The sequence below is a fragment of the Kribbella sp. CWNU-51 genome (genome assembly GCF_054073265.1).
In genome coordinates this window covers 607,576-631,473 of the sequence record NZ_JBSXMZ010000004.1, presented here as the reverse complement: position 1 = coordinate 631,473, position 23,898 = coordinate 607,576, and the positions used below count along the sequence as shown (strand labels likewise).

Genomic DNA, 23,898 nt, shown 5'->3' with positions numbered 1-23,898 from the left:
TCCACGAAAGGCCCTGACCTCACCGGCTCTGGGCACCGTCAGACAACGGTGTGAGGGATGTATGACCGTCGACATCGTGTTCTGGAGCGTGGTCCTGGCTCGTTTCGCGCTGCCACTGTTGATCCCGAAGTACCCGCTGCCCGGGGTCGTCGCGTGCTTGGTGCTTGACGCAGCCGACCAGACGATCTTCCAGGCGTTCGGTTTCAACCCGCCGTTCTACCAGAGCTACGACAAGGCGATGGACGTGTTCTATCTGTCCGTGGCCTATACAGCCAGCCTGCGGAACTGGACGAATATGTCGGCGTTCGGCATCAACCGGTTCCTGTTCTTGTACCGGCAGATTGGTGCGGTGGCGTTCGAGCTGAGCGGCCTGCGGTGGCTGCTGCTGGTGTTCCCGAACACGTTCGAGTACTTCTTCATCGCCTATGAAACGGTGCGTACGCGGTGGAACCCCTTGCGCTACGGGTTCAAGTTCTGGGCGATCACTGCCGGCGCGATCTGGATCTTCATCAAGTTGCCGCAGGAGTACTGGCTGCACATCGCGGAGCTCGATGTCACCGACACGATCAGAGACGTGCCCTGGTTCGGTCCGGCGCTCGCCGCCGCCATCCTCCTGCTGATCGCGATCCTGGTGTTCGTCGTACGCCCCCGGTTGCCGCAGGCTGACTGGTCCCTACGGCTCGCGGCCGATCCGCTGCCGGCCGCGATCGCCGGCGCGAGCGAGCGGGCCGCGTTCCAGGCCAGGCACCGGAAGGTCTTCGACGAGGCGGCGCTGGAGAAGATCCTTCTGATCGGGCTGATCAGTGTGATCTACGGACGGGTCCTGCCGGGGGTCGAGGCGAGCAGCCTGCAGATCTTCCTCGGCGTCGCCGTGTTCGCGATCATCAATGCCGCGCTCGGGCTGTGGGCAGCGAAACGAGGTCACTCGTGGCAGTCGGCCGGGGTCTCGTTCCTGGTCGTCTTCGTGACCAACGTCGTCCTGGTCGCGGTCGCGGCCATGCGGCTGCGGCGGGGCGAAGGCGGCCTGCGGCTGGTCGACACGCTGTTCTTCGTCTTCCTGTTCAGCATCCTGACCATGCTGTACGACCGCTACCGTCCGATCCACGACTACCGTGTCGAGGCCGCGAGAGCTGAAACCGAGGTCCGACCCTCCACGGCGCGATGATCCGTCGATCAGGATTCGGGTTCGAGTAGGTGGTTGTGGGTCATGAAGGCGGTGCGTAGTTCTTTGTAGCCGACGCGGTCGAAGAGGACGGTCATGGTCGTGCCGTCGTAGTGTTCGACCAGGCCGGGGCCGAAGGTGGGGTGTCTGACTCGGCTGCCGATGGGGAAGGGCTGGTCGGGAGCTGGTGCCGCGGTGCGGCCGGCCAGGTCGTTGTCGCAGTTGCCGCACGGGCCGTCGTACTGCTCGCCGAAATAGCTGAGCAGCCACTCGCGGCGGCACCCGCCGTACTCCGCGTACGCCGCCATCATCTCGACCCGGGAACGGGCGACCTCGCGGCGATCGTGCTCGACGGCCGAGGCGGCGGCGACTGCCTGGTCGACGGTGGTGCGAGCGGCCAGATGGAATTGGTGGCCGATGGCAACCACCCGTGCGTCGGTCAACCGGCCGAGCGCGCGTTCGATCCGGGCCGGACTGAGCCGGGTCGTCGTGGCGAGCTCCTCGATGTCGGCCGGATGGTGTTCCTTGATCGCGGTGGCGACGGCGAGGAGGTCCTCGTCGGTCACCCCGCCGGAGGCGAAGAACCGGTTGAGCCCGAGGTTGGCGTGGCGGAAGAACAGTTCGATGTCGGCCGGTTCGCCGTCGCGGCCCGCGCGCCCGATCTCCTGGTAGTACGCGTCGATCGAGCCCGGCGCCTCGGCGTGGCTGACCCAGCGGATGTCCGGCTTGTCGATGCCCATTCCGAAGGCGATGGTCGCGACCACGACCCGATACCGATCGGCGAGGAATCCGTCCTGGACGTCGCGACGTTGTCTCGCCGACAGGCCCGCGTGGTACGCCTGCGCGGATACACCGGCGATTTGGAGTTCTGCCGCCAGGTCTTCGGCGTGGTGGTGGGTCGCGACGTACACGATGCCTGGTCCGCGGGAGGAGCGGACGTGGCTGAGCAGCCGGCGGTTCTTGGTCTCCTCGTCGGCGAAGGTGAACACAGCGAGATTGAGGTTCGGCCGGTCGAATCCGCCGACCACGACCGCCGGGCTGCGCAGCTCCAGCCGGTGGACGATCTCCTTGCGCACCGGTGGCGCGGCGGTGGCGGTCAGTGCGAGGGTCGGTGGTCGCCCCATCGCGCGGATGGCGGCCGCGAGCCGCAGGTAGTCGGGGCGGAAATCCTGGCCCCACTCGCTCACCAGATGAGCCTCGTCGACAGCCACCAGCCGGGGACGGGACGCCGCGAGCAGGTCGAGTACGTCGGGATGCGTGAGTTGCTCCGGCGACATGAGTACAAAGCCGGGACGGTTGTTCGCCAGCAGGTCGTGAGCCGCCCGGCGACCGGCGTGGTCACTGGCGTTCAGTTCCGCGACCTCGACGCCTGCGGGGTGTTCGGACAAGGCTCGCAGCTGGTCCCGTTGGAGAGCCACCAAGGGGCTCACCACGATCGTCACGCCACCGAGCGCCAGCCCGGCGAGCTGGTAGATCGCGGTCTTGCCGGTCCCGGTGGCGAGGACGGCGAGCGTGTCCTGTCCCGCGAGGACCGCCTGGACGGATTCCTCCTGCCCCGGGCGCAGCGTGTCGAATCCGAGCCGCTCGCGAGCGAGCTCGGCGATGTCGGAGGAGCCCAGCACCCGCCCATCATGCCTCAGGACTGCCGGGCCGTCTCCGCCCATTGCCACAGGTAGAGGCACGCCAGCGTGCGGTACGGGCGCCAGGGTTCCGCGAGGCGCTCCAGCTCCGCCGGCGCGGGCAAGCCCGGCAGCTTGTACGCCTTCTCGACCATCCGGCGGATCTCCAGGTCGCCGACGGCCAGGACGTCCGGCCGCCGCAGGTGGAAGATCAGGAAGATGTCGGCGGTCCAGCGGCCGATACCCTTGACCGCGATCAGCTGCGCGGCCACCTCGTCGTCGGACAGCTCGTGCAGGTGGTCGAGCTCGAGCTCACCGGAGCTGACGTGCTCGGCGAGCGAGCGGAGGGAGGCCGTCTTGGCCCTCGACAGCCCGACCGAGGTGCGCAGCTCGTCGGGATCGTCGGCCAGGATCTCCTGCGGCGTCGGCGGCGTCCCGCCGAAACGGTCCCGCAGGCGCTGGAAGATGGCGCGCGACGCGAGGTTCGAGATGTTCTGGCTGATGATCGCGCGGAGGAGCACGGCGAAATGCTCGCTCGGAAGGTTCGGGTCGGGCGTCAGCGCCGGGTCGGGCTCGACGGTCAGTGGCGCGCCGTTGGCCAACACGACGTCGTCGATGATCCCGCCAAGCACCGGGTCCGCCCGCCGGAGATGCTGCTCCGGTGTTCGATCAGCTGAGGTGGTCACGGAGTACTGCCTCGATCTCGTCGAGGCGGTCCAGCATGAGCAGGGCCGCCTGGTGACGGGCGCGTCCGTAGGCTTCCAGGGATGGATCCACGGCGTCCGGGTTGTGCAATGGTTCGGCAAGAGGATACGTCGCGGCCAGCGTGTACGCGCAGCCGACGGCGACGGTGGCTATCAGGTCGTCCGTTCGGGCCGCGGGGTTCTCCTCGCGATACGCCATCAGAAGCTCTGGCAGGCCGGTCATCCATTGATCGCCGAGGACGATCGTCCTGGGGTCGCAACCGATCCGCGCGATCTCCCACGACACATGCCGTGAGGTCGGCGGCTGGAAGTCGATCACGGCCGCGACCTCATCACCACGCAGCAGCAGATTCGGGCCGGCCAGGTCGCCGTGCACGATCTGCTGGGTCAGCTCGGGGAGACGCCCGAGGATGCCGCCGACCAAGCACGGTCCCGACAGCCCGCCACCGCGCTCCGGTCAGTCCACCCTCGGCGGTCTCAGCATCCGCGACGTACTCCCACACCGACATCGCCGGCGACCCGCTATCCGCAATCAGCTCGCCCGCGCAAGTACGCCGTACGCCGGGAACCGGAACACCTCCCGCCCGCGCAAACTCGGCCAACTCCACGGCACCCCGCTCCCGCTCAAGCCCGCCGCCATCCCGATAAACCTTCGCAAACCACCGCCGACCCGACTTCTCGGTGACAAGAAAGTTCGCCGTAGCCGTGCCGGCAGCAATCCGCGTGACCCTCGCCGGCCGGATCCCGTAAGCAACAACCAAACGGTCGGCAACCCCACCCAGTAGCCGCCCGTCATCGCTCATAGTTGCCTTCCTTTGTGCCTCGCCAAGAAGCGTCGAGATCGTTGCCGCACTTGCCTTCCGGCCCGGGTCAATTTCCGGGGAGAACCTCGCAGTTGCACCCTTCTACCCACCGCATACCCGCGGTGAAGGGACCAGATCAGGGGTGAACCCCGCACCTGGCCGCCGCGGCTGGCCTCGGGGGGCGGTCGTCCGGATTACCTCTCCAACCCTGCTCGACGCGGCATTTCCGTGGATGGCATGCGAACGAGAGGAGGTCCGACCAGCTTGGAGGTCCTGCACGTTTCGGACTGCCCGAACCTGCCGCCTCTCCTCGATCACCTCAGCCAGGTGACCGACCTGCCTCTGGTGACGCGAGTGGTGAGAACGGACGGCGATGCCGCGCGCGGTTCGGCATGACGGGCTCGCCCACGCTACTGGTCGAAGGGGTCGATCCGTTTCCCGCGGGGGAGTGCGGCCTGTCCTGTCGTCTCTACCGCAACGAGTCCGGCGCACCCGTCGCCGTACCGTCGATCGAACAACTCCGCGCCGCGATCACCCGGCGGGCTGAGGTCATGGGAGGTGGCGGTTGATCCGGCGGAGGATCGGGCCGATCAACGGTCGCTGGTGCCAGCCCCGGGCGATCACGCCTTCGCGTAGCCGGCGTACGCCGGTCCGCACCGCCGTGCCCCAGGTCGGCCTGAGCTCGTCCTGGCGCTGGCCGGCGCGCTGCTTGATGTCGACGGCGCACGCACCGCAGATCCCGACCTCCGGATGAGCGCCTAATCGCACCAACTCGCGCTCGTCGTACTCCCTGTCGCAGCACCAACATCTCGTCGGCGCCGGCTCGTCCGCCCTGGTCACGCACCCATCATGTGCCTGCGCCCTCGAGGAATGTGAGGCGGTTGCCGTCCGGGTCCTGCGTGGCGGGGCGGCTGTCGGTTGCGAGCAGGGCGAGGTGGTTGATCGGAGTGGTTGCTGGGGGCAAGGATTTGTGGAGTTTGACGGCGTCGGCGCCGAGGCGGAACGTGGCGGTGCCGGGGGAGTCGTCGGGGACGGGCTGCATGCCGAGGTGGGTGCCGTAGAACTCGGTGGCCGCGTCCAGGTCCGGTGCGGACAGCGAGATGTGGGACAGGTGGCGTACGGGACCTGAGGCGATGGGTGGGACGCGGAACTCCTCCGAGCGCTGCAGGAGTTCGATGCGTACGCCGTTCGGGTCGGCGAGGAAGGCGAGTCGGCCCTGGCCGCTGCCCGCGGTCCTGGGGGAGGAGAGTTCGGCGTACCCCAAGGCGATCAGGCGCGCGTAATCCGCGTCCAGGTCGTCGGTCATGAAGCCGACGTGGTTCAGCCCGTAGGTGGCGCCCGGATCGGGCTCCTCGTTGTGCAGCAACTCCACCAGCCCGGTCGCGAGCTGAATGTGCACCCGGTGGACGCGACTACTGGTCATGAACAACCGGTCGACCACCTCCGCGCCGAGCCCGGTGTAGAACGCCAGGCTGGCTTCCAGATCCTGGACCCGACCGCCGACGTGGTTCAGCTCATAGATCACCGGATCACGATAGCAAGCGCTTACCGAAGAGGGTCAGGATCGCGTGTTGGTGATCAGGGTTTCGCGGTCGAAGGCTTTGGCGGCGGTCTTCCAGCCGAGCAGGTTGAGGAGTATCAGGACCACCGCGGCGGTGACGGCGAGCCTGGGGGAGGGCTGGATGACGTTGAGGGCGATCAAGGTGGTCAGCGCGACTGTCGGGAGGCTCGCGAGCGTTGCGAACTGCTGGGCCACGCGGACGTCGCTCGAGCGGGTGGAGATGACGATCGCGAGCCAGATCGACCAGCCCGCCAGGAGCGGCGTGAACAAGAGCTGGGCGACCAGGTCCGAAGGCCGGATGAGGGCTGACGCGACGCCGTCGGCGGCGAAGAGTTCGACGGCGAGCAGGAACAGGCCGTAGACCGCGTAGGCGATCGCGACGGCCGGCAGGAAGGTGGCCAAAGCCTTGCCGAGCAGCAACTCGTCGGCGCGGATGGGGGTCGTCAGCACTGGCTCGAGAGTGCCTTGCTGGCGTTCGCCCACCACCGAGTACGCCGCGATCAGTGACGGAACGAGGGCCGGGATGCCGAGCATGTAGAGCAGCACGTGCTCCTGCGCGAGCGGTGCCGAGGCGGCGGGCTGCAGCGCGAAGATGCTGACCAGCGGTTGGACGCTGAAGACCAGCGGGATGATCGCCATCCCGGCGGTGATGGATCGGTTGCGGCGGAACTCACGCACCTCCTTGGTGAAGACGGCTCGCACCCGCCGCGCGCTGAGGCTCATGAGCTGTTCTCCACCGTCTCGAGGTAGACGTCCTCGAGTGAGTGGTGCGACTCGCCGATCGACAGTACGTCGGCGCCGTCGGCAACGAGCGCCCGTGTCACGGACGGAGCCGCGGCGGCCGGATCGGAGACGGCGAGGACATAGGCGGCAGGGCCGTCCGGCTGCCAACCCTCGACGCCGGGCAGGCCTTCGAAGACGCGCCGCGGGTCGGCGAGTGGCGCCGCGGTCCTGATCGTGAGCGTCTTGGCGAACAGTCTGTCGCGCAGCTCGTCAGGACGGCCGATCGTGCGCAGAGTGGTGTTCAGGATCGCGACGCGATCGCACAGGCGCTCGGCCTCTTCCAACCGGTGCGTCGTGAGGAAGATGGTCACGCCACGCCGCCGGAGATCGTCCACGAGGGTGTGAACGTCGCGCGCAGCCACCGGGTCGAGCCCCGAGGTGGGTTCGTCGAGGAACAGCACCTCCGGATCACTCAGCAGAGCACGCGCGAGCGAGACGCGCTGCCGGAGGCCCTTGGACAGAGCACCGCACGCGTCCTGGGCGCGGTCGGTCAAGTTGACGGCAGCCAAGGCGCGCTCGACGCCTTCGCGGGGGTGCGGCACTTCGTAGAGATCGGCGAAGCACTCGAGGTTCTCCTGCACGCTCAGCCGGAGATACAGCCCCGGTGCCTCGGGCATGATCGCGATCCGCCGGCGGATCTGTACGCCGTTGTCCGGCGTCAACGGGATCCCGGCGACCGTCGCCGTACCCGACGTCGGTGCGATCAGCGTCCCCAGCGTCCGCACCATCGTCGTCTTCCCGGCCCCGTTCGGCCCGAGGAACCCGAACACCTCGCCGTACCCGATCTCGAACGAGACCCCGTCGAACGCGACCCGCTCGCCGAACCGCTTCCCCAACCCCTCGACAGCCAAGGCCCAGCCATCCCGCACCGGGTCACCCACGCGCGCCGTCGTCATACTGCGATCATCCCTCGCCCGAACCCCCCAGACGAGGTACGCCGACCGAGCGTGGTGTCACCAGGTCTGGTCGGTGGCCCGGAGCAGGAGTTCGTTGAGAGAGACCCGGCGGGGGCGGGTGACGATGTAGGTGATGGCGTCGGCGACGTCCTCGGGATGGAGGGGATCGATGCCGTCGACCTGGCGGCGGACGGCGTCGCGGAGGTCGTCGGTGAGGTGGTCGACGAGTTCGGTGTCGACGGTGCCGGGTTCGATCACGCTGACGCGGACGCGTTCCTCGAGGAGTTCCTGGCGCAGGGACTCGGTGAAGCCGTTCAGGCCGAACTTGGTGAGGTTGTAGACGCTGCTGGCCGGGCGGGCGACGCGGCCGGCGGTGGAGCTGACGTTCACGATGTCGGCGACCCGGCGGGGTGACGTCGCGGCTGCGTCGATGAGGTAGGGGACCGCCGCATGTGTGACGTGCAGCAGCGCGGACACGTTGAGCGCGATCATGCGATCCCACTGGTCGGTCGTGGTGTGCAGGGCGGTGCCGAGCAGCATGATGCCGGCGTTGTTGATCAGGATGTCCAGGCGGCCGAGGCGGTCGACCGTGTCCTGCACCGCGCCGGACGCGACCTCCGGGTCGGTGATGTCGCCCTCCAGGACCGCGGCCCCGCGACCGTTGTCGGCCAGCTCGGCCAGCTCGGCCGCGAGTTGGTCGAGCCGGTCGCGGCGGCGGGCGATGAGCGCCACCGCGGCACCTCTCGCCGCGAGGCTACGAGCCGTCGCGGCGCCGATTCCGCTGCTCGCGCCTGTGACGAGCGCAACCGCCCCGGCCAGGGGCGTTTCAGTCATTGCCACGCCACGACACTCCTCCGGGCGTACGCCGGTCGCGCCAGGGAGTGTCCCTGGCCGACCGAGACCAGGGACCGGGCTAGCTGGTGGCAGCCTCGTAGTCGGTCCGCGGCAGCGCGCTCCGCAGTTGCCGGCGCGAGTTGATCGACAGCTTGTCGAAGATCTTGCGCAGGTGCCACTCGACCGTCCGCGGGCTCAGGAACAGCCGGGCTCCGACCTCCGGGTTCGACAAGCCGTCCCGCACCAAGAGGGCGATCTGCCGTTCCTGAGGAGTCAACTCGGCACCGGCCGACGACGACTCCGTCCGCTTGCGCACCTTCTCCCCGGTCGCGAGCAACTCCCGCCGTGTGCGTTCCGCGAACGCCTCCATCCCGATCGAGACGAACAAGTCGTACGCCGCTCGCAGTTCGGCGCGGGCGTCGACGCGACGACTCTGCCGGCGCAGCCATTCGCCGTACAGCAGATGCGCACGGGCCAGGTCCGGCCGCAGCCGGGTGGTGCTCAGTTGCTCGATCGCCTCGCGGTAGGCGGATTCGGCGCTTGGGCCTTTGCTCACCAAGCCACGGGCGCGGGCTTCCAGGCCCAATCCCCAGGGCTCGTGCGTGCCCCGGATCTGCACCTGGAGTCGCGCGAGTGCTTCGGTCGCCGCGCGTGGCTTGCCGCTCCGGACGGCGGCCTCGACCCACTCGCTGAGCGACCACGACGCCACGAAAAGCTCGGGGGTGTCGTCAGCGGCCAGCCTGGCCGACATCAAGGCTTCGTCGTGGCGGCCGAGGGCGTTGAGGACAATCGATCGGGTCCAGTGCGCGTACTGCACCGCGGTGCCCTGGCCCGCGGCCGTTGCCTCGGCGATGGTTTCCTCGATCAGGGCGAACGCGTCGCTCTCACGTCCCCGCAGTGCCGCGAGCACCAAAGCGCCGTACTGCGCAACCTGAGTGCCGGTGGCCTCCCGGACCGCGTCGGCCTCCGCCTTCAGCGATGCCGCTTCGGCGAAGTCGCCCTCCAGCGCGACGACCTGACCCAGTACATTCACGCCGACCGCGAGTACGGCGAGGGCGCCGGCGCTCCGGGCCACCTGCACCTGCCGGGTCGCCGCTCCACCACAGGCCTCGAAGTCCCACGCGAAGGCCGCGGCGGCGGTCCCGAGCCATCCCCAGCGCAGGACCTCCTCGGTCGAGACCTCACCTGCTGCGAACGCGCCGGCCGCCTGCTTCAGCAGCGGCAGCGCGTGGCCGCGGTCGTCGGTGAACAACAGCGCGAAGCCGTCGAGGAGCAGATCGGAGCCGCGTGCCGGGCCTTCGGCCGGGGGAGCCGCCCTGGCCGCCCGCGACACCTCGCGGAGATCCGCGGTCGTCGCCATCCGGCCGGCGAACAGTGCCGCGCCCCACGCGTCGAGATAGGTGTCCCGGGCAAGCCGTACGTCGAGCGGCTCGAGCGTCCGGGCCGCGCGGAGGAGCAGCGCGGGTGCGTCGCCGCCGCGCTGAAACGCGAACGCGGACTCCGCGCGAAGCAGATCGACCCGCGCACGCCCGAGCTCATCCAGGTCGCCGGCCCCGGCGGTGGCGAGGAGGCCCTGGGCGGTCTCGAACGCTCCTGCCTGCAGGCTGGCCTGGGCCGCGGCCAACGCACGCTCGGTCCGGCGGGCCGGGTCGCGGGTCAGGGCGACCGCACGCTGCAAGAAGGCGGCAGCGGCAGCGAATCCGCCCCGGGCCTGAGCCCGGTCGGCCGACCGCTCCAGCTCGACGGCGACGTCCTCGTCCGGTCCGGCTGCCGAAGCGGCGAGGTGCCAGGCCCGGCGGTCGGGGTCGACCGTCGAGTCGGTCACGTTCGCGAGGGCAAGGTGCACAGCGCGTCGCTCCGGCGGCGTCGCCGAGCCGTAGAGGGCCGACCGGACGAGCGGGTGGCGAAACGTCACACGTTCGCCGAGCGTGAGCAGACCGTCGATCTCGGCGAAGGCCGCGGCGATACCGAGCTCGTCGGCTGCTCGCCACACCAGCACCGGATCGCCCACCGGCTCGGCGGCCGCGACCAGCAGGAGCTGACGGGTCGGCGCCGGCAACGTGTCGGCCTGGCGCAGGAAGCTCTCCTCGATCCGGCCCGGCAACGTCTGCGTGCCCAGCAGCCCGAATCCACCGGCGAGTTGCGTCGCGGTCAGCCCGCGGGGGAGCTCGAGCAGAGCCAGCGGATTGCCGCCCGTCTCCGCCACGATCCGATCGCGAACCGGCCCGTCGAGCAGGAACCCGACCGCCGATCCCAGCAAGGCGCGGGCGTCGTCCTCCTGCAAGCCGTCGACGGCGAGTTCGGCGAGACCGTGCAACTCCTCGCGGACCTCCCGTGCCCCGAACAGAAGACCGACAGTCTCCGCGTGCACCCGCCGCGCGACGAACCCCAGCGTCTGCGCGGTCGCGGTGTCGAGCCACTGCGCGTCGTCGACGATGCACAACACCGGTCGCTCATCGGCCGCTTCGGCGATCAGACTCAGTACGGCGAGGCCGACCATGAACCGGTCCGGCGGCGGACCCGGCTGCAGCCCGAAGACGGTCGCGAGAGCCGTGCGCTGTGGGGTCGGCAGGTGGTCGACCCGACCCAGCAGCGGTCCGCAGAGCTGGTGCAGTGCGGCGAAGGCCAGTTCCATCTCGGACTCGACGCCCGCCGCGCGCAGAATGCGCATGTCCGGCGCGGCCGCGTCCGCCGCGTGCTCCAGCAGCGCTGACTTGCCGACTCCCGCGCCGCCCCGCACGACCAGCACCCGGCTCTCACCCGCGCGAACGGCCGCCAGCACGTCGTCGAGGACCTCGCACTCCGACCGACGCCCGAGCAGCCTCATGCTCCGCCCTCGCCCCCCAGCGATGATCCGCACGACGCACACCGGGCCAACCACGCCACACCTGTGCCGAACTCGCCCAGATTATGCCGAGCAGATCCCCTTTGACCACACACGCGGGAGGTCGATTGTCAACTCGCGAGGTGGGTTTTGAGGACGATCCCGCGCAAACTCGCCCGAGCAGGCGCTACTCCGACAGCGCGTTGGTGAGGAGGGCGACGAGGGCTTCGAGCTGGAAGTCGGCCGACGCCGCCACCTCGTCGTCGGACCCGTCCAGGGCGGTGGCCGCGAGGCCGGCCTTGGCGTCGATCAGGTCGGCGATCTTGGTGTCGATGGTCTGGGCGGCGATGATGCGCCACGCCGTGACCGGCTCGGCCTGACCGATGCGGTGGACTCGGTCGATGGCTTGGGTCTGCTCGGCGTTGGTCCAGGAGAGTTCGGCGAGGACGACGTTCGAGGCGACCTGGAGGTTGAGGCCGACACCTGCGGTCAGCAGGGAGCAGACCGCGATGGAGACGTCCGGGTCGTTGACGAAGGCGTCGATGTTCTTCTGCCGGGTCGTCCGGGACTGGTCGCCCCGGATCGAGGAGAAGCGGATGCCGCGCTCGGTGAACAGCTCCTCCGCCGCGTCCAGCACCTCGATGTGCCGGGCGAAGAAGACGACCTTGCCGACGCTGTGCGCGAGCTGCGCCGCGTAGTCGGCGGCAAGACCGGCCTTCGCGCGGCCGATCCGACGTACCAGGCTGAACACGTTCTCGCCGGTCTTGGCGCTGTCCCGGTCGGAGCGCTCCCAGCCGGCCACCCGGCGGACGAGGTCGTGGTCGATGCCGTCCACGGTGCTGCCGGAGGTCCGGGTCGCGAGGGCGGTCTCGTAGCGCGCGACGAGGCGGTCGGCGAGCTCGCGCTCGGCGTCGCGGATGGAGCGGCCGATGGCGCCGTCGAGCTCGACGGGCAGGTCCGCGATCCGGCGGGCCGGGATGTCGGCCGCGACGTCGACCTTGCGGCGGCGGACGATGCCCATGTCGATGACCCGCGCACGGGCGGCCGCCGAGAAGCCGGGATCGGCCGGTGTCAGGTCGGTCTCCTCGAGCGACTCCATCAGCTCGGCCCGCGGTCCGGTCTCGTCGATCCAGCCGAGGAACTCCCAGATCGCGGTGAAGTCCTCGATGTCGTTGATCAGCGGCGTACCGGTGAGTGCCATCAGCAACGGCCGCCCGGCGCGGGTCCGGATCCGCTCGGACAGCTGCAGCACGTTGCGCGACCGCTGGGACTTCTTGTTCTTGATGAAGTGCGCCTCGTCGACCACCATGCCGCGGAAGCCGAGATCGCCGAGCCAGCCGACGTGCCGGTCGAGCACCTCGTAGTTGACGATGACGATGTCGGCGAAGCCGTCGACGGTCTCGCCGTCGCCGTGGATCACCGTGGCGTTCCGCTTCGGTGTCCACAGGCCCGCCTCGCGGGCCCAGTTGGTCTTCACGACGTTCGGTACGACGACGAGCAACGGGTAGGCGCCCACGGCCCTAGCGGCGAGCAAGGCCTGCGCCGTCTTGCCGAGGCCCGGCTCGTCGGCGAGCAGGAACGTCCGGTGTCCGGCCGCGGCGGAGGCGATCAGGCGTGCCTGGTGCGGCATCAGTTCGAGGCCTTCGGCCGTCCGCAGCGTGGTCGGCTCAGGCAGGGACTTGCTGGCCGAGGCCGCCGCGTGCTCGAACGACCTCAGCAGCGGGGTGATCAGCTCCCAGCCGGCCAGTCGTCCCGGGCGGGGCGGACGGGCCGGGGCCGACGAGAAGTCGGGCGCGAGGAAGGGGTTGGCCAGCTGCCGCTGGACCACGGTCTGCGGCACGACCCGGCGTACGGTCGTGTCGGCAGGGGTCGTCGGACGGCTGACGGGCTCCTCGCGGGGCGGCTCCTGACCCCCTGCGATCAGCATCTCGCGCTTGAGTGACGCGGCTGCCTCCGAGATGACCGCGTCCTCGGCGAGCAGCCCGAGGAGCGTGGTCTCGCGGGCGGCGGACTTGGCCAGAATCGTCGCGATCCCGTCGAGCCGCCGCAGTTGCTCGGCGCGATACGCGTCGCTGGAGGCGTGGTCGGCGTTCACCCGGGACCGCTCCTCGCGGACGAGCAGCGCGACGACCTGGAACTTGGTCCGGACCGACGGCCGGACGTCGGCACGCTCGACCGCCGACTCGACCTCTCGGACGGCGCGGGCGAGCACCGGGAGCAGGCCGTCGGCATCGCGGGCGGGACGACGGCGCTGAGGAGCCGGTCGGGTAGCGCCGGACTGGCGCTGGCCTCGTCGGGCCAAAGAATCCTCCTAGGGACTGCCATGGCACCCCCGGCCATGGTGAAACGCGCACCGTACGGCGTGATGCCGTCGACGAGACGCCGTGTGTCCGACGAAGCCCACCGCGAGACTGGCTCAGCCCATCGCAAGGTGGTCGGTCCGTCGATTCCGACGAGACCGGCCAATGTGCGCGGGACCGATGACCATCAGTCGGTGGCCGTGAGCTCCAGCAGAATCCGCGGCGATCGGCGTCGCCGATGTCGGTGCGGTTCCAATACTAACCGCAGTCCGCCAGTCGGTGACCCCGGCGCCCCCACCTGGCGCGCTGGTTGTGTCATCTGTTCGTTGCTTGGCGGCCACCTGTTGTCCCGAGATCGCGCATACGTTCCGAGTGTTCCGTCCAAGCAGAAAGGCCCGAAATGATCAGGAAAAAGGCCGTCGTGGCCGCCTTCGCCGCGACCACGGTGATCGCCGCGGCAGGCATGGCTTCGGCCGCCGCCAGCGGCGCGTTCTCGTCGGCGCAGGGCGCGGAGGCGCACTCCGCGCCGCACGGGCCGAAGAACGTGATCTTCCTGTTGGGCGACGGCATGGGGACGCAGGAGATCACCGCCGCGCGCTACTACCAGGGTGTCCAGAACAAGCTGAACGTCGACCGGGCCCGGTACACCGGCTTCGACACGACGTGGTCGGTGAAGCCCGCCGCCAAGCCGCCGTACAAGCCCGACTACGACCCGGACTCGGCGTCGACCGGCTCGATGTGGGCGACCGGGACGAAGACGCTCGACGAGCGGATCTCGCAGGGGCCGAGCAGCGCCATCGACGTGCCGGGGAAGAACCTCACCACAGTCCTGGAGTTGGCCCAGAAGCGCGGCCTGAAGGTCGGAGACGTCTCGACCGCTGAGATCACCGACGCCACGCCGGCGGTGCTGACGTCGCACATCTCGCTGCGCGGGTGCCAGGGACCGGCCGATATGACCGCCTGCGCCAAGGAGACGAAGGCCGCGGATGGCCTGGGTTCGATCGCGGAGCAGCAGGTGGACCACAAGGTCGACGTCCTGCTCGGTGGTGGCCGCGGCCGCTTCGAGCAGACGATCACCGGCGGGCCGTTCGCGGGTAAGACGGTGGTCGACCAGGCCAAGCAGCAAGGCATCCAGTACGTGACCGACGCGGCCGGCCTGAACTCGGTGAAGAGCGGCAAGCCGGTGCTCGGCCTGTTCAATTCCAGCAACATGTCGCTGGAGTGGAGCGGCCCGGCCGCGGCGCTCGGCAAGGGCAACGCGGCGGCGGCGTGCAAGGAGAACCAGCGTCCGGCGAACGAGCCGAGCCTGGCGGACATGACCACCAAGGCGATCAAGCTGCTGGAGAACCGCAAGGGCTTCTTCCTGCAGGTCGAGGGCGCCTCGATCGACAAGCAGGACCACGCCACCAACGCCTGCGGCCAGATCGGTGAGACCGTCGCCTTCGACAAGGCGATCGGCGTCGCGCTCGACTACCAGCGCTCCCACCCCGACACCCTGGTGGTCGTCACCGCGGACCACTCGCACACCAGCCAGATCGTCGGCGAGGACGCGTCCGGCTCGGGTCTGCCGACCGGCTACTCGACCAACCTGACCACCAAGGACGGTCAGACGCTCAGCCTGACCTACGGCACCGCCGGCTTCGGCGGCGACGGCAAGGCTCCGGTCGGTACGCCGCCGAGCCAGCAGCACACGGGTTCCGTCGTACCGGTCTGGGCCCAGGGTCCCGGCGCCGACGCGGTCCTCGGCACGAACGACCACACCGACCTGTTCAAGGTGCTCCAGGGCCGGTGATAACATCGCCAAATGGCGATGACAGCGTCGACTGGTGTCGAGTCCGAGGTAGTCGACGAGGCGGCCGCGCTCTCCGCGGCCGCCTGTCTGTTTCACGGGTTCAGTGACTCGTCCAGGCTGGCGATCGTCCGGCACCTGGCGCTGGGGGAGCACCGGGTGGTGGACCTGACCGAGCATCTCGGTCTGGCGCAGTCGACGGTGTCGAAGCATCTGGCGTGTCTCCGGGACTGCGGTCTCGTCGAGTCCCGGCCGCAGGGTCGTGCGTCGCTGTTCAGCCTCACCCATCCTGTTGCGACCCTCGAGCTCCTCACCGCCGCCGAGCGCCTCCTGGGCCTGACCGGTGACGCGGTCGTCCTCTGCCCGATCTACGGCGAGGTGGCTCGGTCATGACCGAGCCGCTTCGGATCACGAGGGCTCCGACCGGCTCGTGGACCACTGACCCGGAGCAGCGGCGACGGCTCGGCCGACGGGCGCAGCTACTAGCGGGCGCCTCGGTGGCCTACAACATCGTCGAGGCGGCCGTCGCCGTCAGCGCGGGTCTCGTCGCGGGATCGGTTGCGTTGGTCGGGTTCGGCCTCGACTCGGTGGTCGAGGTCTCCAGTGGCCTGATCATCCTGTGGCAGTTTCGTCACCGGCTGCCCGAGAGCCGTGAGCACCAGGCGCTGCGTCTGCTCGCCGTCTCGTTCTTCGCGCTGGCCGCCTACGTGTCCTTCGAATCGGTCCGCGCTCTCGTCACCGGCGCCCATCCCGGCGTGTCCCCGGTCGGAATCGGCCTGGCGATCGCGTCGCTCATCGTGATGCCGTTTCTCTCCTGGGCCCAGCGCCGTACCGGCAAGGCCCTGGGCTCGAACGCCGTTGTCGCCGACTCCACCCAGACACTCCTCTGCACGTACCTGTCCGCCGTACTCCTCGTCGGCCTCGTCCTGAACGCAACCCTCGGCTGGACCTGGGCCGACCCCGTCGCCGGCCTGGTCATCGCAGCCGTCGCCATCCGCGAAGGCATCGAAGCCTGGCAAGGCAAAGGCTGCTGCTCACCCATCCCGACCGAAGCATGCAGCGACGGTTGCTGCGATTAGTCGCGGGGGAGTAGGCCGTTGACCAGGGCTGGTCGCCGCTGCGCTGGTCGCATTTGCTGTCGTACGGCGTACGAACCCGGCGGTTCAGGTCGAACGTGACTTGGTTCCGTTGCGCGATTGACTAGGTTGGGTGGGTGGCGAAGCGCTGGTGGTGGGTGGCGGTCGGAGTCGTGGTCGTGGGCGTCTGGGCCGCGCGCCACGACGGCGACCGCAAGACCACGGACACCGCGGAGACCGCGACCGCCCAGCCCACTCCCTCGGCGGCGCCCCAGCGGACTGTCAGTACGACGCCCACCGCGAAGCCGTGGTATGACGACTACGACCCGGCCAACTTCGCCCCGCAGGTACGTCGGTACGCCGGTCAGGCCGGGATCAGTGCACAGTTGCTGATGGCAATCTTGTACAACGAGGCGTACAAGCCGCACGACCCGAAGTTCGAGCGCTCGTGGGCGCAGATCGACTCGGACCCCGCCTTCGGTATCGCGAACATGCATCGGGCCGCCTTCGACGACACCAAACGCGGGCGCGACTTCGCCGGCCGGAAGTGGGAGCAACTGCCCGACGATCCGGGCCTGGCGATCGAAGCAGCGGCCTGGCACCTGCACGACCTGGCCAAGCGGCTGCCTGACAAGCGAAGCCAGCGGTACACCAAGGACGAACTACTTGCCCTGGGCTACAACACCGGCGCCGGGAACATGCGGGCCTTCGCCAAGGGTGCGAAGGCCGGCACACAAGCCCAGTCCTACCTCGACCGCCTGCACGACAACTGGGACAAATCCGCCCGAGCCGTCGGGTGAGCAACCGGAGAGAAGAGGCAGTGTGAAGGACGATCAGGTGGAGTACGCGTCCGTGCTGGCTGTGGCCGACTGGCGTCGGCGGGTGTTCGCGCTCTACGAGGCAGTGCGGGCGGAGGGTGATCCGGCGAAGGCGCACGCGGTGTGGCAGGCGGGGCGCGACGAGTTGCTGATGACCCATCCCGCATCGCCGGTGGAAGATCGCGCGGCCTACAAGGGCGCTGAGATCGGGGCCTATCGGCCGGAGCTGCGCTTCGAGGTCGCCATCGACACGGATGTCGAGCCGGTGCGATGGGAGGTGCCCTCGGCAACGGATGGCGTGATCCCGTTCACCCGGGCCGGAGTCCTGCACGTGCCGACCGTGGGTGACCTGGATGTGTGGTGGCTCGAGTCGTACGGCGGTGGCCTGTTCGTGCCGGTCAAGGACTCGCTCGCCGGTCAGCTCACGTACGGCGGTGGGCGTTATCTGCTCGACACGGTCAAGGGCGCGGACCTCGGCGGCGACGTCCGCGAAGGCTGGCTCGTCGTCGATCTGAACTTCGCCTACAACCCCTCGTGTGCCTACAGTCCGCTCTGGACGTGCCCGCTGGCACCGACAGGCAACACCGTGGCAGCGGCATTGCCCGTCGGCGAACTGACGAGGTCGTAGGTCAACTCCCTCCGACCTCGAGCGCTGTCAGCAGGACCAGGACCAGAGTCGCGAAAGCGAACAAACCGTGGCCGCCGACGACCGCCATGGGAAAGTGACGCTCCGCCGGCGCGTCGGCGGACGGTGCGTCAGTCCGCTTCCGGTACGTCGGCAGCCAGCGGAAGAACATGGTGTAGCCGAGAAGGGCCACGGGTAGCAGGAGGACGAAGGCGATCCAGGCCAGTGCATCGCTGTCGACGATCAGGTAGATGATCCACAGCACCAGGCCGATCGCGGCCAGGGCGAAGTGGCCGAAGATCAGTGCCGGCGGGAAGTGGCTCGAGCTCGGCTTGCGAGGGCCGCCGTTGCTGATCCAGGTGTACAGCAGGAAGAAGCCGCCGAGCGCGGTGATCAGCCACGTGACGAGTGCTGCGATACCCATGTCATCTCCTCGGCTCGAAGCCTTCGGCTTGGTCATGCTCCTCGGCGACGCGGACGCCGTACCGGAACGCCAGCTTGCCCCCGAGATAGCCCGAGACCATCAGGGCTCCGAGGCTGACCGCGGACAACACGATCGGGCCGACCGGGACCTGGTCGGCCTCGGATCCACGGCGCCACAAGGCATTGACGACGTACGCGACGGTGACGGCGACGTTGAGGATCAGGTGGACGAGGCCGGTGCGGAACGCGGGGGTGCCCGACGGGATGGCGAAGAAGTCGAGCAGACCGACGCTCGCGGCCGCGACGGCGCCGACGATGCCGATCACGATCAGCCAGACCGACGCCTGCACCAGGAACGCGGCGTCCGCCACCCGCGACCCGATGTCGAAGACGAAGCTGGCCACCCAGGCGCCGATCGGGATCGTCACCAGGATCGGATGGAACGGATGACCGTACGGACCGGTCAGCAACGCACTCACCGGACGCTTCGCCGCAGCGGACCGATCGGACACCGGCACCTCCCTATTCCACTAATGGAGTTTGGTCTTATTGCGGATCGCAGGTCAAGGGCTGAAGGGCAACCGCGGATGCTTTTCGCCAATGATGATGTCCGTTATGGTGGGTCGGTGAGAGCACGGGGGAGCGGAGCGGACGCGACGATCCAGGCGGTGTCGGTGCTTAGCGACGACACCAGGCGCCGGATGTTCGACTTCTGCCGTCGGGCCGGCAAGGCGATCAGCCGGGACGAGGCGGCGGCCGAGGTGGGGATCTCGCGGAAGCTGGCCGCGTTCCATCTGGAGCGCCTGGTCGATGCCGGTCTGCTGCGGGCTCATTACGACCGTGCCGGCGGGATCCGCAGGGTCGGCCGGGCGCCGAAGATGTACGAGCCGGCCGCGACCGACCTGCAGGTGTCGATCCCGCCGCGCCGGCCGGACCTGCTCGCCGAGATCCTGCTCGACGGCGTCCTCGATCAGGACGACGTCAGTCCGCTGGAGTCGGCGCGCCGGGCAGCCTTCCGGCACGGCGAGCGGGTCGGCGAGGAGGAGCGGGTTCGGACCCGCCCGGGCCGCTTGAGTGCCGAGCGGGCGCTGACGGTGTCCGAGGCGACGTTGGCGAGCGTGGGCTTCGAGCCGGTCCGCCCACGAGCGGGCTGCGTCCGGTTGCAGAGTTGCCCGTTCCACCCGCTCGCGCAGTCACAGCCCGAGGCCGTCTGCGGCATCAACCATGCATTCGTGAGCGGAGTGGTGTCCGGCCTCCAGGCGACGGCCATCCACGCCGTACTGGATCCCGAGAGTGGCGAGTGTTGCGTCGAGCTGACCGCGGACTGACACCTACGAGCGGTTGGTGCGGCGGAGTTCGGGGAGGACCTCGGTGCGGTAGAGGTTCATCATGTCGATCGAATGCGGCCCCATGTTGGCGACATAGACCTCGTCGAAGCCGGCCTCGACGTACGGCGTGAAGGCGTCGACGTGGACGTCCGCCTTCGGTCCGCAGGCGACGGACTGCGCGGTCGCCTCCTTGGTCACCAGTCGGCTGGCCTGCTCGAAGTGCCGAGGGGATGGCAACACCTGCGCGAGCTCACCCGGGAGGCCCGAGTTGGCCCAGATCCGGTGCGCCTGCTCGACACCTTCGGCCTCGCTCGGCGCGTAGCTGACCTTGAACCCGGCCTGCGCCGGCTTGTCCCCGCCGCCGTTGTGGCGGAACCGCTGCAGCAGCTCGGCGTCCGGCGTCGTGGTGATGTAGCCGTCCGCGATCCGCGCCGCGACATCCGTTGCCTCCGGCCCGAATCCGGACATGTAGATCGGCAGCGGCGCCTCCGGCCGGGTATAGATCCGGGCGGTGTCGACCGTGTAGTGCTTGCCGTGGTGTGAGACGAACCCCTCCTCCGTCCACAGCCGGCGCATGATCTCGACCGCTTCCTCGACCATCTCGAGTCGTACGTCGATGGTCGGCCAGACGGACCCGACCACGTGCTCGTTGAGTGCCTCGCCGGTGCCGATACCGAGCGTGAACCGCCCGTTCAGCAGTACGGCGCTCGTCGCGGCAGCCTGCGCTATGACCGCCGGATGGATCCGCACGGTGGGACACGTGACAGCCGTCGTCACCGGCAGCTCACAAACCTGGGAGATCGCACCGATGGTCGACCAAACGAACGCGCTTTGCCCCTGCTCGTCGTTCCACGGATGGAAGTGGTCGCTGATCCACAGCCCGTCGAACCCGGCCTCCTCGGCAAGCCGCGCCTGCTCGAGCAACTCGGACGGCGTGTACTCCTCACTGGACAGGAAATACCCGATCTTCACAGTTCTCCGATCACTCGCTTTCCCACCGAGTGCCCGCCCGCCGAGCTTTCATGCGGTCGTCGAGTGGTGGGAGCAGAGCACGGACGGGCTACACGATTCCTGCCGCCGGAGACGTTGCGGAGCCGGCCGGCGGCCGATACGGGCTGCCCTTGCTGCCAACGGGGTCGACCTCCGCATGCAGCACGACGCTGACACCTTGTTGCCACTTGGCGTGGGCGGGGCGGGTGCGAAAGACTGCTTCGATGTCTGCTGAGTACGCCGGGAGTGACCAGTTCCGTGGTGCCCGCATCCGGTCGAGTGAGCTCGCCGGGCTCGAGATCCGCGATTGCGAGGTCAGCGGTCTGAAGATCGTCGATTGCTACGGGAGCGACGTCTCCCTCGGCGGCGACTTCGAGCGTGTTGTCGTCAACGACGTCGACGTGACCGCCTACGTCGAGGCCGAGCTCGACCGGCAGTACCCCACGCGGGCACTCGCGCGTGGGGCCGTGTCCCCCGACGACTACCGGGCGGTCTGGGATGCCATCGAGACGATGTGGCAGGCCACGCACGACCGCGCCCGGTTGTTGCCCGAGGCAAAGTTGCACGAGCAGGTCGACGGCGAGTGGTCGTACGTCGAGACCCAACGACACCTGCTGCACGGCAGCGATGCCTGGCTCGGCAATGCTGTGCTCGAGGAGGAAGCGCCGTATCACCCGTTGGGCTTCCCCATCGGCGGGATGGCGCCCGAGGCGTCGGCGAAGCTCGGCCTCACCCTCGAAGCCACCCCGACGCTCGACGAGGTGCTGGCGGCGCGGCACGCCCGCATGGCCACGATGCGGCGTGTCGTCGACGGGCTCACCGAGGCCGAGCTCGATCGGGTCTGTGGTCGCAAGCCGGCGGACTCGTATCCCGACCAGGAATACGTCGTGCGCCGCTGCCTCAAGGTGGTGCTCAAGGAAGAGGCCGAGCATCACCGTTATGCGGTGCGCGACCTCGCCGAGCTCGAGGCCGGTGCCTGAACCGGCTGAGGGGCGTTCGCGGCGGATGCGCGAGGTTGTTTGCGCCGTTTGGGGTGGGGCACCGGAGGTCGTGCACGGGGAGTTCAGCCGCCGGGTTCCGCCCGGCCGGAGAGATGGGAAGGACCATGGGTCTCATTCTGTGGATCATCGCTGCGATCCTCGTCATTTCGGGAATCGTCTCGCTCTTCCGCGGCCAGTTGCTGTGGGGCGCGGCACTGATCGTGATCGGCCTGCTGGTCGGTCCCGGGGGCGTAAGCATCTTCACCTGACCCGCTACCAGATCTGGTCGCCCTCACGTCGCCCCGGCGTGAGGGCGACCTCCTGTTACGTGAGGAGGCCGGCTGCGGCGCGCAGGTCCTTGACGAAGTCGGCGAAGTCGCGCCGGAACTCCTGCGAACGGACCACCGCGGACGGATGGACGGTCGCGACCGCGGCGCGGCCGTCGGGGAGTTCGACTCGCTCGCCGCGGTGTTCAGTGACCTTGAAGCCGGTTCCGAGCAACGAGCGCGCGGCCACCGCGCCGAGGATCAGTACCAGCTCGGGCTTCACGATCGCGAGCTCGCGGTCCAGCCACGGGTGGCACGCGACGATGTGGCCGACGGCCGGGGTCTTGTGGATGCGGCGCTTGCCCTGGCGTTCGAAGCGGAAGTGCTTGACCGCGTTGGTCAGGTACACCTCCGAGCGGTCGATGCCGGCCTCCGCCAGAGCCTTGTCGAGCAGGCGTCCAGCCGGCCCGACGAAGACGTGACCTTCCTTGTCCTCGACGTCGCCGGGCGTTTCACCGACCAGCATCATCCGGGCCCGGACCGGACCTTCGCCGGGCACGACCTGCTCGGCGTACTCCTGCAGGTCACACCCGCGGCAGTCCGGTAGCGCCGCGCGCAGCTTCCGGATCCCGCCGTCCTGCGGGACCCATCGCGCTGCTCCGGCGAACTCGTCGGGTTGCATGCTTCACCAGTACCCGACTCCGGTCAGTCTCAGCCGCCGTCGGGATCCAGCGCCTGGCGGATGATGACCAGGGCGAACAGCACGAGGGTCAGCGCGTGGACGACCGTGCACCACAGACAGATGGCGTCGATCTGGAACAGTTCGGCCCAGATCAGGTAGCAGACGAAGATCACGCCGACGACGACGGCGATCAGCCGGAGGCGGCTCGGCCAGGGGGACGACGTACGCCACATCGGAGGCAGTGAGAGCGCTGTCATGCCGGCGAAGAAGGCCAGGCCGAGCAGGGCAACCGGAATGCCGAAGACCTTGGAGTACTGACTGCTGGTGACCTTGGCGCAGTTGACCACCCCAGTGTTGGGGCAGGCCAGTGTGGTGCCGGCGGTGAAGTGCTCATAGGTCAGGTACGACGCGACCGCGAGACCGGCGATCGACAGGACCAGGGTGGTCCAAGGGATCCAGCCGAGCCCGGCCGTGGTCTTCTCGGAGCGCTGTGTGGTGCCGCTCATCGCTCAGCTGCCCCCGAGCTTGCCCGCGGCACCGGTGACGGCCTCCGTCGAGCAGACGTTGGCCGGCTGGTTGTTGGTCATCTTGCAGATCGCGGCGGTGTAGACGTTCGCGGAGCCGATGACGGCCTTCGCGATCGGGTTGGACGGGTCCTTGAGCGCGTCCGCGACCTCGGCCTGGGTCTTCCCGGCCAGGACCTCGGGGCTGTACGTCGCGCCCGACGCCACGAACTTTCCGCCGAGATCGATGAACGGGATCGAGCCGCCGGTCTTCACGTACGGCGGCGCGTTGTAGGTGTCGAACGTCTTCTGATCCTCGGCCGTCGGGGTGTCGAGCGGCGCGTACTGGCCGTTGACCTGCTCGTTCGTGGTGGTTTCGACGCCGGTGAAGGCGAGGTACTGACTGGTGAAGGTGGCGCCGTGGAACGAGAGGGTCGGGGTGTTCGGATACACGTCGCTCCCGGAGGAGTGCGTCGTACCGAGGTTGCTGAAGGTGCCGAACCGGGACAGTGCGACCGTGACCGGCCACCGCTCGGCCGCGCAGAACGGGCAGTACTCGGCGCCGATGTAGAGGACCTTCGGCTTGCCCCCCGACGTCAGGGGCGGAGCGGTGATGGGCGACGGTGCGGCCTGGACGCCGGCCGAGCCGACCGCGGCGAAGGTCGACTCCGGGATCGAGGACAGCGCGGTCACGATCTGGCTGTCGGCGGCACCCGACGGTCCGGTCGTGGTCTTCTTTCCGCCACCGGCCAGACGGACGGCGACCAGCCCGCCGACGATGACGATGACGACCACGACGGCCCCGACCGCCAGCAGCAGCCGCCGGCGTCGCTCCGCCCGCTGCTGAGCGGCCAGTTGCGCCGCGATCCGCTCGCGGGCCTTGGCCTTCTGCTCGACACGCCTACTCATGACTCTCCTTCGCTCGCCACGCC

25 protein-coding genes and 1 pseudogene are annotated in these 23,898 nt (G+C 69.0%); 10 read left to right on the top strand and 16 right to left on the bottom strand.

Annotation, left to right across the window (positions count from 1 at the left end):
- The first annotated feature begins 61 nt into the window (after window positions 1-61).
- A complete protein-coding gene (locus tag ACXC9Q_RS05050; RefSeq protein WP_457055285.1) occupies window positions 62-1,165 on the top strand; it encodes a hypothetical protein in 1,104 nt (367 codons plus the stop codon).
- An 8-nt stretch (window positions 1,166-1,173) separates the two neighbouring features.
- Here the strand turns inward: ACXC9Q_RS05050 and ACXC9Q_RS05045 are convergent, their stop codons facing one another.
- The 3 genes and pseudogenes from ACXC9Q_RS05045 to ACXC9Q_RS05035 form a co-directional block, all read right to left on the bottom strand.
- Window positions 1,174-2,784 carry a RecQ family ATP-dependent DNA helicase gene (locus tag ACXC9Q_RS05045; RefSeq protein ID WP_457055284.1) on the bottom strand — a complete coding sequence of 537 codons (1,611 nt, stop codon included), beginning with the start codon at window positions 2,782-2,784 and terminating at the stop codon, window positions 1,174-1,176.
- Window positions 2,785-2,798: 14 nt separating this feature from the next.
- The gene (locus tag ACXC9Q_RS05040; RefSeq protein ID WP_457055283.1) at window positions 2,799-3,467 is read right to left on the bottom strand and encodes a DNA-3-methyladenine glycosylase family protein; all 669 of its coding nucleotides are present in this window, start codon (window positions 3,465-3,467) and stop codon (window positions 2,799-2,801) included.
- Window positions 3,451-4,288: pseudogene (locus tag ACXC9Q_RS05035) on the bottom strand (phosphotransferase). The gene ACXC9Q_RS05040 and the pseudogene ACXC9Q_RS05035 overlap by 17 nt, the downstream one beginning before the upstream one ends.
- A 392-nt stretch (window positions 4,289-4,680) precedes the next feature.
- Between ACXC9Q_RS05035 and ACXC9Q_RS05030 the strand changes: the two are divergent.
- Window positions 4,681-4,857, top strand: a complete 177-nt coding sequence (locus ACXC9Q_RS05030; protein WP_457055282.1) for a hypothetical protein — start codon at window positions 4,681-4,683, stop codon at window positions 4,855-4,857.
- Here the strand turns inward: ACXC9Q_RS05030 and ACXC9Q_RS05025 are convergent.
- The 7 genes from ACXC9Q_RS05025 to ACXC9Q_RS04995 all read right to left on the bottom strand — a co-directional run bounded on the left by ACXC9Q_RS05025 (window position 4,838) and on the right by ACXC9Q_RS04995 (window position 13,488).
- On the bottom strand, window positions 4,838-5,128 hold the full coding sequence (locus ACXC9Q_RS05025) for a hypothetical protein (RefSeq protein ID WP_457055281.1): 291 nt from the start codon (window positions 5,126-5,128) through the stop codon (window positions 4,838-4,840). The two genes, ACXC9Q_RS05030 and ACXC9Q_RS05025, sit on opposite strands and share 20 nt — an antisense overlap.
- A gap of 7 nt (window positions 5,129-5,135) precedes the next feature.
- A complete protein-coding gene (locus ACXC9Q_RS05020) occupies window positions 5,136-5,813 on the bottom strand; it encodes a VOC family protein (protein ID WP_457055280.1) in 678 nt (225 codons plus the stop codon).
- Between the two features lie 33 nt (window positions 5,814-5,846).
- On the bottom strand, window positions 5,847-6,572 hold the full coding sequence (locus ACXC9Q_RS05015) for an ABC transporter permease (protein ID WP_457055279.1): 726 nt from the start codon (window positions 6,570-6,572) through the stop codon (window positions 5,847-5,849).
- Complete coding sequence (locus ACXC9Q_RS05010; RefSeq protein WP_457055278.1) at window positions 6,569-7,528, bottom strand: ABC transporter ATP-binding protein; 960 nt, start codon at window positions 7,526-7,528, stop codon at window positions 6,569-6,571. The genes ACXC9Q_RS05015 and ACXC9Q_RS05010 overlap by 4 nt, the downstream gene beginning before the upstream one ends.
- Window positions 7,529-7,585: 57 nt before the next feature.
- Window positions 7,586-8,362: an SDR family NAD(P)-dependent oxidoreductase gene (locus ACXC9Q_RS05005; protein WP_457055277.1), complete on the bottom strand. Its 777-nt coding sequence runs from the start codon at window positions 8,360-8,362 to the stop codon at window positions 7,586-7,588.
- Between the two features lie 79 nt (window positions 8,363-8,441).
- Window positions 8,442-11,189 (bottom strand): helix-turn-helix transcriptional regulator, encoded by a 2,748-nt coding sequence (locus ACXC9Q_RS05000; protein WP_457055276.1) that lies wholly within the window; start codon window positions 11,187-11,189, stop codon window positions 8,442-8,444.
- Between the two features lie 184 nt (window positions 11,190-11,373).
- A complete protein-coding gene (locus ACXC9Q_RS04995; RefSeq protein ID WP_457055275.1) occupies window positions 11,374-13,488 on the bottom strand; it encodes a DEAD/DEAH box helicase in 2,115 nt (704 codons plus the stop codon).
- Between the two features lie 398 nt (window positions 13,489-13,886).
- On the opposite strand from ACXC9Q_RS04995, the gene ACXC9Q_RS04990 reads away from it, so the two are divergent.
- The 5 genes from ACXC9Q_RS04990 to ACXC9Q_RS04970 all read left to right on the top strand — a co-directional run bounded on the left by ACXC9Q_RS04990 (window position 13,887) and on the right by ACXC9Q_RS04970 (window position 17,797).
- Window positions 13,887-15,278, top strand: coding sequence for an alkaline phosphatase (locus tag ACXC9Q_RS04990; RefSeq protein WP_457055274.1), 1,392 nt, complete (start codon window positions 13,887-13,889; stop codon window positions 15,276-15,278).
- 12 nt (window positions 15,279-15,290) lie between these two features.
- Window positions 15,291-15,668, top strand: a complete 378-nt coding sequence (locus ACXC9Q_RS04985) for an ArsR/SmtB family transcription factor (protein ID WP_457055273.1) — start codon at window positions 15,291-15,293, stop codon at window positions 15,666-15,668.
- Window positions 15,665-16,354, top strand: coding sequence for a cation diffusion facilitator family transporter (locus ACXC9Q_RS04980; protein WP_457055272.1), 690 nt, complete (start codon window positions 15,665-15,667; stop codon window positions 16,352-16,354). Before ACXC9Q_RS04985 ends, ACXC9Q_RS04980 begins: the two co-directional genes overlap by 4 nt.
- 134 nt (window positions 16,355-16,488) lie before the next feature.
- The gene (locus tag ACXC9Q_RS04975) at window positions 16,489-17,151 is read left to right on the top strand and encodes a transglycosylase SLT domain-containing protein (RefSeq protein WP_457055271.1); all 663 of its coding nucleotides are present in this window, start codon (window positions 16,489-16,491) and stop codon (window positions 17,149-17,151) included.
- Between the two features lie 22 nt (window positions 17,152-17,173).
- Window positions 17,174-17,797: a DUF1684 domain-containing protein gene (locus ACXC9Q_RS04970; RefSeq protein WP_457055270.1), complete on the top strand. Its 624-nt coding sequence runs from the start codon at window positions 17,174-17,176 to the stop codon at window positions 17,795-17,797.
- Between the two features lies 1 nt (window position 17,798).
- Here the strand turns inward: ACXC9Q_RS04970 and ACXC9Q_RS04965 are convergent, their stop codons facing one another.
- A complete protein-coding gene (locus tag ACXC9Q_RS04965; RefSeq protein WP_457055269.1) occupies window positions 17,799-18,218 on the bottom strand; it encodes a hypothetical protein in 420 nt (139 codons plus the stop codon).
- Window position 18,219: 1 nt separating this feature from the next.
- Window positions 18,220-18,729 carry a DUF2231 domain-containing protein gene (locus tag ACXC9Q_RS04960; protein WP_457055268.1) on the bottom strand — a complete coding sequence of 170 codons (510 nt, stop codon included), beginning with the start codon at window positions 18,727-18,729 and terminating at the stop codon, window positions 18,220-18,222.
- 114 nt (window positions 18,730-18,843) lie between these two features.
- Here ACXC9Q_RS04960 and ACXC9Q_RS04955 point away from each other — a divergent pair, with 114 nt between their 5' ends.
- Window positions 18,844-19,545 carry a helix-turn-helix transcriptional regulator gene (locus tag ACXC9Q_RS04955; RefSeq protein ID WP_457055267.1) on the top strand — a complete coding sequence of 234 codons (702 nt, stop codon included), beginning with the start codon at window positions 18,844-18,846 and terminating at the stop codon, window positions 19,543-19,545.
- Window positions 19,546-19,548: 3 nt separating this feature from the next.
- Here ACXC9Q_RS04955 and ACXC9Q_RS04950 read toward each other — a convergent pair whose 3' ends face one another.
- Complete coding sequence (locus tag ACXC9Q_RS04950; RefSeq protein WP_457055266.1) at window positions 19,549-20,517, bottom strand: TIGR03557 family F420-dependent LLM class oxidoreductase; 969 nt, start codon at window positions 20,515-20,517, stop codon at window positions 19,549-19,551.
- 242 nt (window positions 20,518-20,759) lie between these two features.
- Here ACXC9Q_RS04950 and ACXC9Q_RS04945 point away from each other — a divergent pair, with 242 nt between their 5' ends.
- Both ACXC9Q_RS04945 and ACXC9Q_RS04940 read left to right on the top strand, forming a co-directional pair.
- Window positions 20,760-21,515: a DinB family protein gene (locus ACXC9Q_RS04945; RefSeq protein WP_457055265.1), complete on the top strand. Its 756-nt coding sequence runs from the start codon at window positions 20,760-20,762 to the stop codon at window positions 21,513-21,515.
- Window positions 21,516-21,640: 125 nt separating this feature from the next.
- Window positions 21,641-21,784: a GPGG-motif small membrane protein gene (locus ACXC9Q_RS04940; RefSeq protein WP_329477442.1), complete on the top strand. Its 144-nt coding sequence runs from the start codon at window positions 21,641-21,643 to the stop codon at window positions 21,782-21,784.
- A 55-nt stretch (window positions 21,785-21,839) separates the two neighbouring features.
- Here ACXC9Q_RS04940 and ACXC9Q_RS04935 read toward each other — a convergent pair whose 3' ends face one another.
- The 3 genes from ACXC9Q_RS04935 to ACXC9Q_RS04925 are packed head-to-tail and all read right to left on the bottom strand — an operon-like array spanning window position 21,840 to window position 23,875.
- Complete coding sequence (locus tag ACXC9Q_RS04935; protein ID WP_457055264.1) at window positions 21,840-22,463, bottom strand: UdgX family uracil-DNA binding protein; 624 nt, start codon at window positions 22,461-22,463, stop codon at window positions 21,840-21,842.
- A 29-nt stretch (window positions 22,464-22,492) separates the two neighbouring features.
- Window positions 22,493-22,969, bottom strand: a complete 477-nt coding sequence (locus ACXC9Q_RS04930) for a vitamin K epoxide reductase family protein (RefSeq protein ID WP_457055263.1) — start codon at window positions 22,967-22,969, stop codon at window positions 22,493-22,495.
- A gap of 3 nt (window positions 22,970-22,972) precedes the next feature.
- A complete protein-coding gene (locus tag ACXC9Q_RS04925) occupies window positions 22,973-23,875 on the bottom strand; it encodes a DUF929 family protein (RefSeq protein ID WP_457055262.1) in 903 nt (300 codons plus the stop codon).
- Between the last annotated feature and the right edge of the window lie 23 nt (window positions 23,876-23,898).

Excerpts from the sequence above, each read along its gene's own strand:
- ACXC9Q_RS05050 (WP_457055285.1), top strand. The coding sequence starts at position 62 with ATGACCGTCGACATCGTGTTCTGGAGCGTGGTCCTGGCTCGTTTCGCG.
- ACXC9Q_RS05030 (WP_457055282.1), top strand. The coding sequence starts at position 4,681 with ATGACGGGCTCGCCCACGCTACTGGTCGAAGGGGTCGATCCGTTTCCC.
- ACXC9Q_RS05015 (WP_457055279.1), bottom strand. The coding sequence starts at position 6,572 with ATGAGCCTCAGCGCGCGGCGGGTGCGAGCCGTCTTCACCAAGGAGGTG.
- ACXC9Q_RS05010 (WP_457055278.1), bottom strand. The coding sequence starts at position 7,528 with ATGACGACGGCGCGCGTGGGTGACCCGGTGCGGGATGGCTGGGCCTTG.
- ACXC9Q_RS05005 (WP_457055277.1), bottom strand. The coding sequence starts at position 8,362 with ATGACTGAAACGCCCCTGGCCGGGGCGGTTGCGCTCGTCACAGGCGCG.
- ACXC9Q_RS05000 (WP_457055276.1), bottom strand. The coding sequence starts at position 11,189 with ATGAGGCTGCTCGGGCGTCGGTCGGAGTGCGAGGTCCTCGACGACGTG.
- ACXC9Q_RS04990 (WP_457055274.1), top strand. The coding sequence starts at position 13,887 with ATGATCAGGAAAAAGGCCGTCGTGGCCGCCTTCGCCGCGACCACGGTG.
- ACXC9Q_RS04985 (WP_457055273.1), top strand. The coding sequence starts at position 15,291 with ATGGCGATGACAGCGTCGACTGGTGTCGAGTCCGAGGTAGTCGACGAG.
- ACXC9Q_RS04980 (WP_457055272.1), top strand. The coding sequence starts at position 15,665 with ATGACCGAGCCGCTTCGGATCACGAGGGCTCCGACCGGCTCGTGGACC.
- ACXC9Q_RS04965 (WP_457055269.1), bottom strand. The coding sequence starts at position 18,218 with ATGGGTATCGCAGCACTCGTCACGTGGCTGATCACCGCGCTCGGCGGC.
- ACXC9Q_RS04945 (WP_457055265.1), top strand. The coding sequence starts at position 20,760 with ATGTCTGCTGAGTACGCCGGGAGTGACCAGTTCCGTGGTGCCCGCATC.
- ACXC9Q_RS04940 (WP_329477442.1), top strand. The coding sequence starts at position 21,641 with ATGGGTCTCATTCTGTGGATCATCGCTGCGATCCTCGTCATTTCGGGA.
- ACXC9Q_RS04935 (WP_457055264.1), bottom strand. The coding sequence starts at position 22,463 with ATGCAACCCGACGAGTTCGCCGGAGCAGCGCGATGGGTCCCGCAGGAC.
- ACXC9Q_RS04930 (WP_457055263.1), bottom strand. The coding sequence starts at position 22,969 with ATGAGCGGCACCACACAGCGCTCCGAGAAGACCACGGCCGGGCTCGGC.
- ACXC9Q_RS04925 (WP_457055262.1), bottom strand. The coding sequence starts at position 23,875 with ATGAGTAGGCGTGTCGAGCAGAAGGCCAAGGCCCGCGAGCGGATCGCG.